This is a genomic window from Pseudomonas sp. O230, assembly GCF_045447035.1.
Lineage (GTDB): Bacteria > Pseudomonadota > Gammaproteobacteria > Pseudomonadales > Pseudomonadaceae > Aquipseudomonas.
In genome coordinates this window covers 73984-87696 of record NZ_JBJGXN010000016.1, presented here as the reverse complement: position 1 = coordinate 87696, position 13713 = coordinate 73984, and the positions used below count along the sequence as shown (strand labels likewise).

Genomic DNA, 13713 nt, shown 5'->3' with positions numbered 1-13713 from the left:
CGGCGTGCTCATCGTTTGTCCTTGGGTTGCAGGTAAATGGCCCCAGGGTGGTCCTCGCCGAGCGGGTAATTCGGTACACGGTCCAGCTCAGGCGTCGGGCCCGCCCATAGCGCTATCACGCCGGTGTCGTGATTGAGGGTAAAGGCGAGCCCTCGTTCGCCGCCGATAAAGGTGCTAGCCCCGAGCATCGCGGTCAAAGGCGTGCGATAACGCAAACGAAGGGAAACAGTGCTGGGTGTGGTGCCCAATACGCTCTTTAGCGTGTTGAAGGGACCGCTAAGGCGTAGGCCTTGGCCTTCCTTGTACGGTATCCACTGACAGGCGCTGCTGGACAACCAATGAGGCGTCATGTCTCGCCACGGACGCGGTGCTTTGTAGTGGTTGAATGGGCGATTTTTGATCAGGTCGCGGGAGGCCTGGGTGTCCAACGGGTCACCGACCATGCTCAGTTCCAGATAAACGCTGCTCGGCTCCGCCCCTGGTAAGTCGATGGTCAGGGCATCGATTGAGCTGGCGAACGCGAGGCCGGACGCGCCAGCACCCATGGTCGATTGCGAGCTGCTTTGCATGCTGACCCGAGGTGCATAAAGGATGAAGTACAGCCGGTCGAGCTCGTCCGCTTGGGCTTTGGGCGCGATAGGCCGCAGATCGATCGCCCGCTCTTTTGACCAGCAGCAGAAGTTGAGGAAGTTTTGCAGCGGGGTTTGCTGCAAGAATGTGGTGATCAGGTGCAGAACACCCAGCACGAGAATGAGCCAGTTCTACGGCCCCATGTACAGCGTGTAACGCAAGATGGCGGCTTCGGTGGTTATTGAGCCTGCCAAGGCGCGGGCAGTGTAGCCAAACCCTAACAGCGCTTGGGTACCAAAGGCCGCTACTTGCCCACCGACTACGATCTGGCGCATTTGCAGCCACGGGTCGACTCGGTTCTGAGCTTTTTCAAGTTGCACTTGAAGGGACTTGAATTCTGCTCCTGCTGCAACAAATGACAACCCACCAATCACACCACCAAACAGAGTAAGTGCTGGTGCCGCAGATGAGCGAATAAAGAACCGATCCTTCCCAACCCCCTTCCGCACCTGATTATCAACCACCGCCACCAAAGCCGCCGCCGCATACAACGTCGCCGAAACCGTGTCATTCACCCGCCGGCTGTCCATCCCCTCCAGCACCCCGGCCTTGCTCAAGTAGTTATGCGCATTCAGCACGTTCAACATCAACGCGGCCAACGGCACCACCCCACCGCTGTTGGCCACAACAGGCGAATTAACAATCCGCGCCACACGCCCCGCACCAATGGCCTTCCCGGTCGCCTTCGTCCAGTCGCCCAGTGCTTCAGCCTGTTGCCCCAACAACGCCCACACCTGCCGACCGTTCTCGATGACAAGCCCTACAGGCGTATTACTGCCCAGCCGCACGGCGATGAAAACCCCCATCCATGAGCCGCTGAAGGCGCCGTTGCCCTTGAGCAACAACAACGAAGCCGCCAGACGGTTGACCAACATGCTCCATTGGCTGCCGACGTCCCGGGCCATGGCCGCGATGTCATCCAGTACCAACGTGCTCAATGGCGCCAAGGCCTGATGAGTGGCGTTGATGTTGTCGGAGGCCAGTGCGGCCATCAGCTCGCCCAGGCGAGAGGCGTTGTTGACCGCCGCATCGATTGACGGCGTCCAGGCGTTGAACAGTTGTTTAAGCGCGCCGCCATCCACTGCGCGCACGTAGTCGGCATATTGCTCGGCGCCTTGGGCGCGCAGGCATTGGGCGGTCAGGCAGCCGGTGGCCAGTTCGGTCAGCCAGTGGCGAGTGTCCAGGTCGGAGTAATCGACAAACCAGGTGCCGCTGACTGAACGCTTTAGGTACACGCCACGGTCGGCGAACAACGCGGTGTGACGCTCTTCGATCCCTTGGTAATGCGCCGCTGCGGTTTGCGAAAACCAGGTGTTCATTGCCTTAAGGTCGATGTATTCGCCGACCTTGGCGCTGAACGCGTGATTGTTGAGATTGGCGTGCTTTTCGGCGCGGTATTCGCGAACGACGAATTCCACTTCGTTGTACAAGTCTGCCGGAATAAAGGCCCGCACCGGTGCGACGATGGCTGCGATCCGTGCATCGCGGGCGGCGGCTTCGGCCTGAGTGGGCTGACCGCCGTATTGACGGGCCTTGGCTTCAGCCTTGAGCTCTTCATCCAGCCGACGCTGGGTGTCGAGCATGACCTGACCCTGCTCGGGCGTGAGGTTGATGTCGCGGTCCTTGTAGCGGTAGCTGATGGACCCGGCCAGTTCGGCGCCATCTTCAGAGATCAGGCTGCGCACAAACCCGCCGATGCTCAGGCGCAGGTTGTTATCACCTAGCCACTTTTCGTGACTCGCCTCGACCCATTCCTGCTCGTGGTTGATATCACGCAGCACGCCCAGATCGTCATCAAGGCAGGCAAAAACGGAAAACTGGCCCTTGGCGTTTGCCTTGACGCTGTCCAGCCAATCCTGAGTGCCCTGACCGTCCCAGGGTTCGGCGCTCCACTCGCCTGGCGGCTGATCGCGGGCGCCGGGATATTGGGCGATGGTTTTCTCGCGCTCACGCAAGCGGTGCATGGCGTCGCTGTAGGCCTTGATGTTGGCCGGCGTCGGGTCTTTCATCACCGCCTTACCCAGCGCAGCGGTATCCTCAGCGCCCGATTGCGAGTCAGCTTTCATGGACTGGGCGAAGATGCCGGGGATGAGTTCGGCCATGACCTCAACGGCTTTTTCCAGCGGCGGGCAATGCTCGGCTTGCAGTTCATTGGCCACCGTGCGCAGCGCCACATGACGCATGTGTGCACGACGCTTGGCGCTGCTGTCGCTCAGCGATTGGCAGTGCTCGGCGTTCAATGGGAACTCGCTGTAGAGCATCCAGGCGTCGTGGATTTTCTCAAGGGCCAGGCCCGTCAGGGAGGCATCGAGCAGCAAGGTCGAATCGGCGTCGAGCGCTTGCTCTTCGAACAGACCGTTCGGCGAGACGGCATAGCGTTTGAGAGGGCCTTTGTCCTGCCACAGATAAACAAATCCGGCCCGCAAGCGACGCGCCGCCATGGGACGACTTTGCGTGGTCACGCCGGGCATGCAGCAAGGGTTTTCGGCTTTTTCTTCAGCCAAGGCGTAACGCACGGGAACCACGAACAGCTCGGACTGGCTGGCTGGGCACACCACCATCGGGCTGTTGATATCGACATGAGGCTGAGCCTTGGCGGCACGTTCGGCCTGAGCGGCCCGGTCGATCATCGCCAGTTTTTCTGCGCTCATACCCAGGACTCCTTGTCGGTGAGCTGCTGACGCGTCAGTTCGGCATTCAGGTTCTCCAGCCGTTGCATGGGCGAGACACCGGGCTCGGCCAACAACTTCCGGTAAGCAGCGTGAGCTGGGGCATCGGGAAAGTCAGTGCCCAGCACCGCGTGAAAGCGAGCCCAGAGCAGGACTTCATCGATGGCGCTGTAACCGTGACGCCCGGCAGTCTGCTGGCAGTGCGATGCCCACTGTTGCAGTGCAGAGGCGTCTTGCCCTTGCAGGTATTCAGCAAAGTATTGCTGGCAGTGGTCGATCAACCGTTGGGTGAAACGCTGTCGTTGGGCGGTGCTCAAGTGATGCAGTTGTTCCGCAGACAGGAACAACCAAGGCTCATGCGCATACAGTGCCGCGGGTTGATCCGGGTGCTCTTGTTGGATATCCAGTTCTGGTAGCCGGATCAGTTGTATAGGCCCCATCAAGCGATCACGCTCGCCAGCGGCCAACGGCGCTAGCCACAAAGCGGCAATACGCGGGTCGTGGTAACGGAACAGGACCGTGACCTCCCCTTCGACACGAACGTGGATGAGGCTACGCAAATGCTCAAGCACGACCGCTTCTTGCGCCTCTGACTCCAGCCAGACACCACACGTTGCGCTCCACTCTTGAAAAAAGGTCTCGGCCAACGGGCAATTGGGGGTAACAGGCACCAAGACCGGCCCGACGTCTTCTAATGGGCTGTAAGCGGTGCGTTGGTAAAGCGATTGGAACATCGTGCTGCCCAGCTCGAACAGCCGCTCAGGCAGGCGTTCAATCTGGGCGCGATCCAGTAACAGGTAAGCCTGACTCATGCCGAAATCTCCGCCAGTTTTTGACACACCGCACAGATCGGTGCGGCTTGTTGTGCTGCCTGAGTCAATGCCAGTTTTTGCGCGGCCAGGGAGGGCGCAATCAGTGCCTGTGGCAGCGCGGGGGTCAATGAGCGAGCAGACTCCGGCGCAATTCCCGCGACCGGCGAACCACCCTCGACAATCGCCACGCTGCTGAAAATCCCACCCGCGTTGATCACGATGTGGTGACCGCCAGCCTTGAGCGTCAGGCTCATCCGCGCATCGATCACCACGTTGGCAGCGCTGACATGGGTCTGCGAACCGGCCTGAATCACCAACGTACCCTCTGCCGTGGTGCTGCTATTGCCGGCGATCGAGATCAGTTCATTGCCGCCAATCACCGTGTTGCGCACACCTTGGGTGGTGTGCAACTCGTCGCCCTTGATCAGGCTGGCGCTGTGGTTGTCCACCTGTTCGAAACGGTCGTTGCTGATCAGGCTGTGGCTGTCGCGGCTGATCTGTTCGCGGCGGTCGTTGCCGATTTTGCTGTCGCTGTCGTTGAGGATCAGTTGCTCGAGGTCGCGCTGGGCACGCAGGTAGATTTTTTCCTGCCCGGCGCGGTCTTCAATCGACAGCTCGTTGTAACCGCCGGTGTGCGGGGAGCTGTGGCTGCGCAAGACGGTTTTGGTTTTGTTCTCGGGCAACGAATACGGCACGGACATGACCTTGTTCGGTACGCAGCCGGTAATGAGCGGATTGTCGGGATTGCCGTCCAGATAAGTGACGACGACTTCCATGCCGATGCGCGGGACGGTCACCGCCCCAAAGCTCTCGCCCGCCCAGCTGGAGGAAACACGCAGCCAGCAACTGCTCTTTTCACTGTTGAGTTCGGCCCGGTCCCACGGCAGCTCGACCTTCACACGACCAAACTCGTCGCAATAAATCTCCTCGCCGGCCGGCCCGGTGACACGGGCGGTCTGGCTGACCAGCGCCGGTCTTGGTGCTGGTATCGGCGGCCGATAAAACACATCCCAGGGAATAGCAGTGAAGCTGTTGCGATAGCCTTGGGTAAAACCGTCTTCGGATTTGACGTCGCTGGTGATGGCCTCTTCAAGTGATTGAGGTTGTTTCCCAATGTGACGAAGGCTTACCAGCAGCCACAAATCGTTGCAGGTTTTGCGCGGGTGCTCGGTCAGGTCAAAAAAGTGGCCGCTGCGCAGGCACGGTTGATCGCTGTTGCCCTCGGCTAACTGGTAATCGGTGCGGTGGCGCTCCAGCGCCTGACGCGCGAGTTGTCCGCCGCGTTTTTCGTTTTCGATGAACACCGGGTAGCGATAGTCTTCGAGCGCAGGGCTGAACTCGGCGGTGAAGCGGCTTTCCAGCCGCAGATTCGGCCGTTTCAAGTCATAGTCCCGGCGCGTGACCGTGCTGGTGCGGGTGCGCAGACGCATGGAAAATTGGCTGACCACCGGGTGCTCCGCCACCATGCCGGAGTCTTGTTGATAAGGGGTTTTGCCCAGTTTGGGGAACCAGGTCTGGTCGTCGGTGAACACCAGCAGATGATGGTCTGGCGAATGCTGGTGATGCCAGGCGATGCCGTCCTCGGCGCACAGGCGCTGGACGAACTCGAAGTCATTTTCCCTGTACTGCGTGCAGTACTCGCGTTCGGGGCTGGTGCTGACATGGAAGGTAAACGCATCGGCCTGAATGCCGTGACCTTTGAGCACCTGCGCGATGATCTGCGGCACCGTCAGGTTCTGGAAAATCCGCTGATTGTGGCTGAACTGCAAGTAGTGCAGCGCCGGTACCAGGGTCAGGTGATAACGGGTCAGGCGCTTGCCGGACTCACCGACGAAGACCTCTTCGATACGGCCATGAAGGCCTTCACCGTTATGGCCGAACTGGAGAAAGGCGGGTTGGCTGAGCAGGCTCTCCAGATCGAAATCCGGGTTTTCGCTGACCAGTTCGACCTTGATCGCGTACAAGGCGTTGATGGCCTCGGCACCGTCAAAGGCAAGGACTTTGAAATCGTTACGAACAGCGGGGATGTGCAGCGCAAAGTGCGCCGTATTGGCCGATCTGAACATACGCTTATCCTTAAGCAGAGAGGAAATGAAGCGCGATGTGCAAACCGTCCGTGGTCTGTGCACGCGAAATTGGCGGGACGTTAACAACGGTGCAAAAAGATTTATGTAGGAAGGGTCTTCCGATGCCGTCAGACGGCTCCGCTTTGCAGGCGCTCAGGTCGATGACGCGCGACGAGTGCTGAACATGATCTGTTGTTGGCAGACTCGGAACAGATCCACAAACAAAGCAGCTGTTTCGGACTTTTCGCCGGTTGACTGCCTTGCCCTCACTCCCTATCCTCGCGGCTGTCACGACTCATTCGTGATCGGGTTTGACGGCTCGGCTCCATTCTCAAGACGTATGGTTTCCTTAACTTTGCACGCGGACTACTTCGCCCACTGCAAAGTCATATGGTGACTGTGCGTGGGGCACCTTCGGGTGCGCCGGGTACTTGAGACCGGTCCGTCAACCTGCGCACAGTTGCCACCCCTTCGTTTGACGGCGAGCAGGTGGTAACGCCCACCTTCTCAAGAGTTAAACCGATGACCAACGCAACCACTAAACACACCCCCTTCGCCCCGTGCGACCACGTCGACCTTCACCTCTTCGCCGTGCAACCCGACATCCCGCTGCTCGACGCCCTGGAACACGCCTCGGTTTACCTCAGCTGCGCTGAAGCCCTCGCCCATCAAGCTCCAAACGCAACGCTACCTGAGCACATCGCTACCCTGCGCTGGGCGAGCAAACACATGATCGACACCGCACGCTCACTGGTACAGGCCTCTATTGACGGCATGCACGCCGCTCAGGCGGAAGGTGGCGCATGAGCCCACACTTACCGATGACCAACAATGATTGCGATATTCCGGTGCTGCTGGTCGCCACTCAAGCGCCGCTGGATGTGTTGCATAGCAACGCCGCCACACGTTTTCTGGCGGTGACGCAGATGATGGAGAGCCTGGCCAGCCTCGACATCACTCAGGCCAAAGGCGCTGATGTGCAGCAACTGGCTCATGCGGCGGCGATATTGCTGCGCGATGGTTGTGATGTGATGGATGTGTTGGGGCGACAGATTCGGGCGCAGGTTTGACCAACGCACGCCGACTTTGCTCTTCGTGTCGAATATGAGGAACTCATCGCGATGATTGCTCGCCATGGCGGTGTGTCAGTCGAAAGATGGCGACTGGTACACCGTCATGTTTGAGCCGGCTCGCGTAGAGGCCAAACCGGTTGAACACAACTCTTTGAAACAATGTGAATCAGGCTTTTTCCGTCTACCTTGTAGGATTCTGCGACAGCTTGCCGTTTGGTGATCAGGGGACTGGCACGTATGATGCTTCACAAACTTCCGCAGATTAGAAGCCTATGTCCCTGATAGTTCTACTGCTTCTGCCCTTTGTCGGCAGCTGTCTGGCAGCTTTGCTGCCGCACAACGCGCGTAACACCGAATCTTTGTTGGCTGGCGTCGTTGCCCTTATCGGCACCGTCCAGGTCGCTCTCCTGTACCCGCAAATCGCCCATGGCGGGGTTATTCGCGAAGAATTTTTCTGGCTGCCCAGCCTCGGTCTGAACTTCGTTTTGCGCATGGACGGGTTTGCCTGGCTGTTCTCGATGCTGGTGCTGGGCATTGGCACGCTGGTGTCGTTGTATGCCCGCTATTACATGTCGCCGGACGATCCGGTGCCACGGTTCTTCGCGTTTTTCCTGGCGTTCATGGGCGCCATGCTCGGTTTGGTGATTTCCGGCAACCTGATCCAGATCGTGTTTTTCTGGGAGTTGACCAGCCTCTTTTCATTCCTGTTGATCGGCTATTGGCACCACCGCGCCGATGCACGACGCGGTGCCTACATGGCGTTGATGGTCACCGGCGCGGGCGGTTTGTGCTTGCTGGCGGGGGTCATGCTGCTTGGCCATGTGGTCGGCAGCTATGACCTGGACAAGGTCCTGGCCGCCGGCGATCTGATTCGCGCACATGCCCTCTACCCTATCCTGCTGCCCCTGATTCTGATCGGCGCCCTGAGCAAAAGCGCGCAATTCCCTTTCCACTTCTGGCTGCCCCACGCGATGGCGGCGCCGACACCGGTTTCGGCCTATCTGCACTCGGCGACCATGGTCAAGGCCGGGGTTTTTCTGCTGGCGCGGCTGTGGCCATCGCTGTCCGGCAGTGAAGAATGGTTCTACATTGTCAGCGGCGCTGGCGCCTGCACCCTGTTACTGGGTGCGTATTGCGCGATGTTTCAGAACGACCTCAAGGGCCTGCTCGCCTACTCGACCATCAGTCACCTCGGCCTGATCACCTTGCTGCTGGGATTGAACAGTCCGCTGGCCGCCGTGGCCGCGGTGTTCCACATCCTCAACCACGCCACCTTCAAGGCGTCGCTGTTCATGGCTGCCGGGATCATCGACCACGAAAGCGGCACTCGCGACATTCGCAAGCTCAGTGGCCTGATCAAACTCATTCCGTTCACCGCCACCCTGGCGATGGTCGCCAGCGCCTCGATGGCCGGTGTGCCGTTGCTCAACGGTTTCCTGTCGAAAGAGATGTTCTTCGCCGAAACCGTGTTCATCAACGCGACCGCCTGGGTCGAGATGACGCTGCCCATCGTCGCGACCATCGCCGGCACGTTCAGCGTCGCTTATTCGCTGCGTTTCACGGTTGACGTGTTCTTCGGCCCCACCGCCACCGACCTGCCGCACACCCCGCACGAACCGCCTCGCTGGATGCGTGCGCCGGTGGAACTGTTGGTGTTCACCTGCCTGATCGTGGGGATTTTCCCGGCGCAAGTGATCGGTCCGTTGCTCGCGGCGGCGGCGCTGCCCGTCGTCGGCGGCACCCTGCCTGAATACAGCCTGGCGATCTGGCACGGCTGGAACGCGCCGATGATCATGAGCCTGATCGCCATGTCCGGCGGCATCGTGCTCTACCTGCTGCTGCGCAATCAGCTCAAGCGCGGACGCTTCAAATACCCTCCGATCATTGGCTTGTTCAACGGCAAGCGCCTGTTCGAGCGCAGCCTGGTGATCATGATGCGCCTGGCGCGGCGCCTGGAGCGGCGGATCAGCACCAAACGCCTGCAAACCCAGTTGTTCCTGATGGTGCTTGCCGCCGTGCTGGCCGGGCTGATCCCGATGCTGCACAGCAGCCTGAGCTGGGGTGACCGACCGAAGATTGCGGGTTCGATCGTGTTCGTGACGTTGTGGCTGCTGGCGATTGCCTGTGCGTTGGGTGCGGCGTGGCAAGCCAAGTATCACCGGCTCGCGGCCCTGACCATGGTCAGCGTCTGTGGCTTGATGACGTGCATCACGTTTGTCTGGTTCTCGGCGCCGGACCTGGCGCTGACGCAACTGGTGGTCGAGGTGGTGACCACGGTGCTGATTCTGCTGGGCCTGCGCTGGTTGCCGCGTCGGATCGAAGAAGTCTCGCCACTGCCAAGCAGCCTGCGCAAGGCGCGCATCCGGCGTCTGCGCGACTTGCTGCTGTCGATTGCCGTCGGTGGCGGCATGGCGTTGCTGTCGTACGCGATGCTGACGCGCCAGACGCCCAACGATATTTCCTCGTTCTACCTAAGCCGCGCCTTGCCTGAGGGCGGCGGCAGCAACGTGGTCAACGTGATGCTGGTGGATTTCCGTGGCTTCGACACCCTTGGCGAAATCACCGTGCTGGTGGCGGTGGCGCTGACCGTGTTTGCGCTGTTGCGACGCTTCCGCCCACCGAAAGAATCCCTGCAACTGCCGGCCCAACAGCGTCTGCTCGCGCCGGACGTGGTCACCGATCTGGTCAACCCGCGTCAGGCCAGCGATACCGCGCTCGGTTTCATGATGGTGCCAGCCGTGCTGGTGCGCCTGTTGCTGCCGATTGCGTTCGTGGTCTCGATCTACCTGTTCATGCGCGGCCATAACCAGCCGGGCGGCGGTTTTGTCGCGGGGCTGGTGATGTCGGTGGCGTTCATCCTGCAATACATGGTCGCCGGCACGCAGTGGGTCGAGGCGCAAATGAGCCTGCGACCGTTGCGCTGGATGGGCACTGGCCTGCTGTTTGCCACCGTCACCGGGCTCGGGGCGATGGCGGTCGGTTATCCGTTCCTGACCACCCACACCTGGCATGTCGAACTGCCGGTGTTGGGCGACATCCACATCGCCAGCGCGCTGTTCTTCGACATTGGCGTGTACTCGGTGGTGGTCGGCTCGACGCTGTTGATCCTCACGGCCCTTGCCCACCAATCGGTACGCGGCCACAAAACCGCAGCCCTGCCCAGATCCGTCGCCACGAAAGGAGCCGTCTGATGGAAGAAGTCATCGCAATCGCCATCGGCGTCCTGGCCGCGTCCGGTGTCTGGCTGGTGCTGCGGCCACGGACATTCCAGGTGGTCATGGGCCTGTGTCTGCTGTCCTATGGCGTCAACCTGTTCATCTTCAGCATGGGCAGCCTGTTCATCGGCAAGGAGCCGATCATCAAGGATGGCGTGCCGCAGGACCTGTTGCATTACACCGACCCACTGCCGCAAGCGCTGGTACTGACCGCCATCGTGATCAGTTTCGCCATGACCGCGCTGTTCCTCGTCGTGCTGCTCGCTTCGCGCGGTTTGACCGGCACCGACCATGTGGATGGCCGGGAGCCTAAAGAATGAATGCGATGACGCACCTGATCGCCGCGCCGATTCTGCTGCCGCTGCTGACGGCCTCGATCATGCTGATGCTCGGCGAAAAACACCGACCGTTAAAAGCCCGGATCAACCTGCTTTCCAGCCTGTTAGGCCTGGGGATTGCCGTACTGTTGCTGCAATGGACGCAAACCACCGGCGTGCCCGGTTCCATCGGTGTCTACCTGCCGGGCAACTGGCAAGTGCCGTTCGGGATCGTGCTGGTGGTCGATCGCCTGTCGGCGCTGATGCTGGTGCTGACCGGGATCATCGGCGTCAGCGCGCTGCTGTTCGCGATGGCCCAATGGGACGGCGCCGGTTCGAGTTTCCACGCATTGTTCCAGATCCAGATGATGGGTTTGTACGGCGCGTTCCTGACGGCGGACCTGTTCAACCTGTTTGTGTTTTTCGAGGTGCTGCTGGCGGCGTCTTACGGCCTGATGCTGCATGGTTCGGGCCGGGCGCGGGTGTCGGCGGGGCTGCATTACATCTCGATCAACCTGCTGGCCTCGTCACTGTTCCTGATTGGCGCGGCGCTGATCTACGGCGTCACCGGCACCCTGAACATGGCCGACCTGGCGCTGAAAATCCCCTTGGTGCCGGAAGCCGATCGCGGTTTGTTGCATGCCGGTGCGGCAATTCTCGCCGTGGCGTTCCTCGCCAAGGCCGGGATGTGGCCGCTGAATTTCTGGCTGGTGCCGGCCTACTCTTCGGCCAGCGCGCCGGTGGCGGCGATGTTTGCGATCATGACCAAGGTCGGCATCTACACGTTGCTGCGCCTGTGGACCTTGCTGTTCTCCGGTCAGGCCGGCGCATCGGCGTACTTTGGCGGCGACTGGCTGATCTACGGCGGCATGGCAACCATCGTCTGCGCCGCCGTGGCGATCCTCTCCGCGCAACGTCTGGAGCGCATGGCCAGCCTGAGTATTCTGGTGTCGGCGGGGATTCTGCTGTCGGCCATCGGTTTCGCCCAGCCGAACCTGATTGGCGCGGCGCTGTTCTATCTGGTCAGCTCGACCCTGGCGTTGAGCGCATTGTTCCTGCTGGCCGAGTTGATCGAACGGTCGCGTTCGGCCAACGAAATGCCACTGTTCGATGACAGCGACCTGATTGCGCGGCCGCTGGAATCCCTGCAACCAACCAAAGGCATCAACCTCGACGACGAACAAAAAGCCGTGGTCGGCCAGGTGATCCCCTGGACCATGGCCTTTCTCGGCTTGAGCTTCATTGCTTGCGCGTTGCTGATTATCGGCATGCCGCCGCTGTCCGGTTTTATCGGCAAACTCGGTTTACTGCATGCCCTGCTCAACCCGATGGGCCTGGGCAATGGCGCGGATGAACCGGTGTCGAACGCCGCGTGGGGCTTGCTGGCGCTGCTGATTCTCTCCGGACTGGCATCGTTGATTGCTTTCTCGCGCCTGGGCATCCAGCGCTTCTGGACGCCTGAAGAACGACCGTCGCCGTTGTTGCGACGGCTCGAATGCGTGCCGATCTTCGCCCTGTTGGGCCTGAGCATTCTGCTGACCTTCAAGGCTGAACCGTTGCTGCGTTACACCCAGGCCGCCGCGCAGGCCCTGAACAATCCGCAGCAATACGTGATGGCAGTGCTCGGCACCCGCGCGGTTCCCAGTCCCGAAGCCAAGGCAGCGGTCGCGGAGGTGCAACCATGAAGCGGCTGTTTCCTGCACCGTGGCTGTCGCTGGCGCTGTGGTTGTTGTGGCTGGTGCTGAACCTGTCGATCAGCCCCGGCAATCTGCTGCTGGGCGCCGTACTGGGGTTTTGCGCACCGTTGATGATGCGCAAGTTGCGGCCTCTGCCGATCCGTATTCGCCGTCCCGGCGTGATCCTGCGGTTGTTTTTCATCGTCGGTCGCGATGTGCTGGTGTCCAATCTCGCCGTGGCCTGGAGCGTTTTGAACGCCGGCCGACGCCCGCCGTGCTCGCGGTTCATCAAGGTGCCGCTGGAGCTGCGTGATGCCAACGGCCTGGCGGCGCTGGCGATGATCTGCACGGTGGTGCCCGGTACGGTCTGGTCGGAACTGGCGCTGGACCGCAGCATTTTGTTGCTGCACGTCTTCAATCTGGATGACGAAGCGCTGTTCATCGAACATTTCAAGACGACCTACGAGCGCCCGTTGATGGAGATCTTCGAATGAGCCCGTTACTGTCGAACGCGATTTTGTTGAGCCTGTTCATTTTTTCGCTGGCGATGGTCCTGACCCTGATCCGCCTGTTCAAAGGGCCGTCGGCGCAGGACCGGGTTTTGGCACTGGATTACCTGTACATCGTCGCGATGCTGATGATGCTGACCCTGGGCATTCGTTACGCCAGTGACACGTACTTCGAAGCAGCGCTGCTGATCGCGCTGTTCGGTTTCGTCGGCTCGTTTGCCCTGGCGAAATTCCTGCTGCGTGGCGAGGTGATCGAATGAGCGCTGAACTGTCTTTGTGGGTGGAAATCCCGGTGGCGATTCTGCTGGTACTCAGCAGTGTTTTTGCGCTGATCGGCGCCATCGGACTGGTGCGGATGAAGGATTACTTTCAACGCATGCACCCACCGGCCCTGGCCTCGACATTGGGTGCGTGGTGCGTGGCGCTGGGCTCGATCATTTACTTTTCGGCGCTCAAGTCCGGGCCGGTGCTGCATGCCTGGCTGATCCCGATTCTGCTGGCGATTACGGTGCCGGTGACCACGTTGCTGCTGGCGCGGGCGGCGTTGTTCCGCAAGCGTATGGCGGGGGATGATGTGCCGGCGGAGGTGAGTAGTCGGCGCAACGAGAGCGGGCGTTAGCTTCAGAGATTTGTGTTGAATGGCAGGGCCTCATCGCGGGCAAGTCCGCTCCCACAGGATCTTCAGTGTTTACAAGATCCCTGTGGGAGCGGGCTTGCCCGCGATAGCGATAGATCAGTCGACACAG

General features: G+C 60.6%; 12 protein-coding genes. 8 read left to right on the top strand and 4 right to left on the bottom strand.

Annotated elements, in window-relative coordinates; translation table 11 throughout:
* Positions 1–8: 8 nt before the first annotated feature.
* Genes ACI77H_RS28905 through tssI form a run of 4 tightly spaced genes read right to left on the bottom strand, consistent with a single transcriptional unit; the run spans position 9 to position 6177 of the window.
* Positions 9–746 carry a hypothetical protein gene (locus ACI77H_RS28905; protein ID WP_407015240.1) on the bottom strand — a complete coding sequence of 246 codons (738 nt, stop codon included), beginning with the start codon at positions 744–746 and terminating at the stop codon, positions 9–11.
* 15 nt (positions 747–761) lie between these two features.
* Complete coding sequence (locus ACI77H_RS28900) at positions 762–3281, bottom strand: toxin VasX (RefSeq protein WP_407015239.1); 2520 nt, start codon at positions 3279–3281, stop codon at positions 762–764.
* Positions 3278–4111, bottom strand: coding sequence for a DUF4123 domain-containing protein (locus ACI77H_RS28895; RefSeq protein WP_407015238.1), 834 nt, complete (start codon positions 4109–4111; stop codon positions 3278–3280). Before ACI77H_RS28895 ends, ACI77H_RS28900 begins: the two co-directional genes overlap by 4 nt.
* A complete protein-coding gene (gene tssI / locus ACI77H_RS28890; RefSeq protein WP_407015236.1) occupies positions 4108–6177 on the bottom strand; it encodes a type VI secretion system tip protein TssI/VgrG in 2070 nt (689 codons plus the stop codon). Before tssI ends, ACI77H_RS28895 begins: the two co-directional genes overlap by 4 nt.
* Before the next feature lie 522 nt (positions 6178–6699).
* Between tssI and ACI77H_RS28885 the strand changes: the two genes are divergently transcribed.
* From ACI77H_RS28885 to ACI77H_RS28850, 8 genes are all read left to right on the top strand, one after another.
* Entirely contained in the window at positions 6700–6984 is a 285-nt protein-coding gene (locus ACI77H_RS28885) for a DUF3077 domain-containing protein (RefSeq protein WP_407015234.1), read from the top strand.
* A complete protein-coding gene (locus ACI77H_RS28880; RefSeq protein WP_407015233.1) occupies positions 6981–7247 on the top strand; it encodes a short-chain dehydrogenase in 267 nt (88 codons plus the stop codon). Before ACI77H_RS28885 ends, ACI77H_RS28880 begins: the two co-directional genes overlap by 4 nt.
* 275 nt (positions 7248–7522) lie before the next feature.
* On the top strand, positions 7523–10441 hold the full coding sequence (locus ACI77H_RS28875) for a monovalent cation/H+ antiporter subunit A (protein ID WP_407015232.1): 2919 nt from the start codon (positions 7523–7525) through the stop codon (positions 10439–10441).
* A complete protein-coding gene (locus tag ACI77H_RS28870; protein ID WP_003202835.1) occupies positions 10441–10785 on the top strand; it encodes a Na+/H+ antiporter subunit C in 345 nt (114 codons plus the stop codon). The genes ACI77H_RS28875 and ACI77H_RS28870 overlap by 1 nt, the downstream gene beginning before the upstream one ends.
* Entirely contained in the window at positions 10782–12467 is a 1686-nt protein-coding gene (locus ACI77H_RS28865) for a monovalent cation/H+ antiporter subunit D (RefSeq protein ID WP_407015230.1), read from the top strand. Before ACI77H_RS28870 ends, ACI77H_RS28865 begins: the two co-directional genes overlap by 4 nt.
* Positions 12464–12952, top strand: coding sequence for a Na+/H+ antiporter subunit E (locus ACI77H_RS28860; RefSeq protein WP_407015228.1), 489 nt, complete (start codon positions 12464–12466; stop codon positions 12950–12952). The genes ACI77H_RS28865 and ACI77H_RS28860 overlap by 4 nt, the downstream gene beginning before the upstream one ends.
* Entirely contained in the window at positions 12949–13227 is a 279-nt protein-coding gene (locus ACI77H_RS28855) for a K+/H+ antiporter subunit F (protein WP_045060409.1), read from the top strand. Before ACI77H_RS28860 ends, ACI77H_RS28855 begins: the two co-directional genes overlap by 4 nt.
* Positions 13224–13586, top strand: a complete 363-nt coding sequence (locus tag ACI77H_RS28850) for a Na+/H+ antiporter subunit G (protein ID WP_407015226.1) — start codon at positions 13224–13226, stop codon at positions 13584–13586. Before ACI77H_RS28855 ends, ACI77H_RS28850 begins: the two co-directional genes overlap by 4 nt.
* Positions 13587–13713: the final 127 nt, after the last annotated feature.

What these genes read in the sequence shown, in the direction of transcription:
- ACI77H_RS28900 (WP_407015239.1), bottom strand. Translation starts at nt 3,281, where the DNA reads ATGAGCGCAGAAAAACTGGCGATGATCGACCGGGCCGCTCAGGCCGAA.
- ACI77H_RS28895 (WP_407015238.1), bottom strand. Translation starts at nt 4,111, where the DNA reads ATGAGTCAGGCTTACCTGTTACTGGATCGCGCCCAGATTGAACGCCTG.
- tssI (WP_407015236.1), bottom strand. Translation starts at nt 6,177, where the DNA reads ATGTTCAGATCGGCCAATACGGCGCACTTTGCGCTGCACATCCCCGCT.
- ACI77H_RS28885 (WP_407015234.1), top strand. Translation starts at nt 6,700, where the DNA reads ATGACCAACGCAACCACTAAACACACCCCCTTCGCCCCGTGCGACCAC.
- ACI77H_RS28880 (WP_407015233.1), top strand. Translation starts at nt 6,981, where the DNA reads ATGAGCCCACACTTACCGATGACCAACAATGATTGCGATATTCCGGTG.
- ACI77H_RS28875 (WP_407015232.1), top strand. Translation starts at nt 7,523, where the DNA reads ATGTCCCTGATAGTTCTACTGCTTCTGCCCTTTGTCGGCAGCTGTCTG.
- ACI77H_RS28870 (WP_003202835.1), top strand. Translation starts at nt 10,441, where the DNA reads ATGGAAGAAGTCATCGCAATCGCCATCGGCGTCCTGGCCGCGTCCGGT.
- ACI77H_RS28865 (WP_407015230.1), top strand. Translation starts at nt 10,782, where the DNA reads ATGAATGCGATGACGCACCTGATCGCCGCGCCGATTCTGCTGCCGCTG.
- ACI77H_RS28860 (WP_407015228.1), top strand. Translation starts at nt 12,464, where the DNA reads ATGAAGCGGCTGTTTCCTGCACCGTGGCTGTCGCTGGCGCTGTGGTTG.
- ACI77H_RS28855 (WP_045060409.1), top strand. Translation starts at nt 12,949, where the DNA reads ATGAGCCCGTTACTGTCGAACGCGATTTTGTTGAGCCTGTTCATTTTT.
- ACI77H_RS28850 (WP_407015226.1), top strand. Translation starts at nt 13,224, where the DNA reads ATGAGCGCTGAACTGTCTTTGTGGGTGGAAATCCCGGTGGCGATTCTG.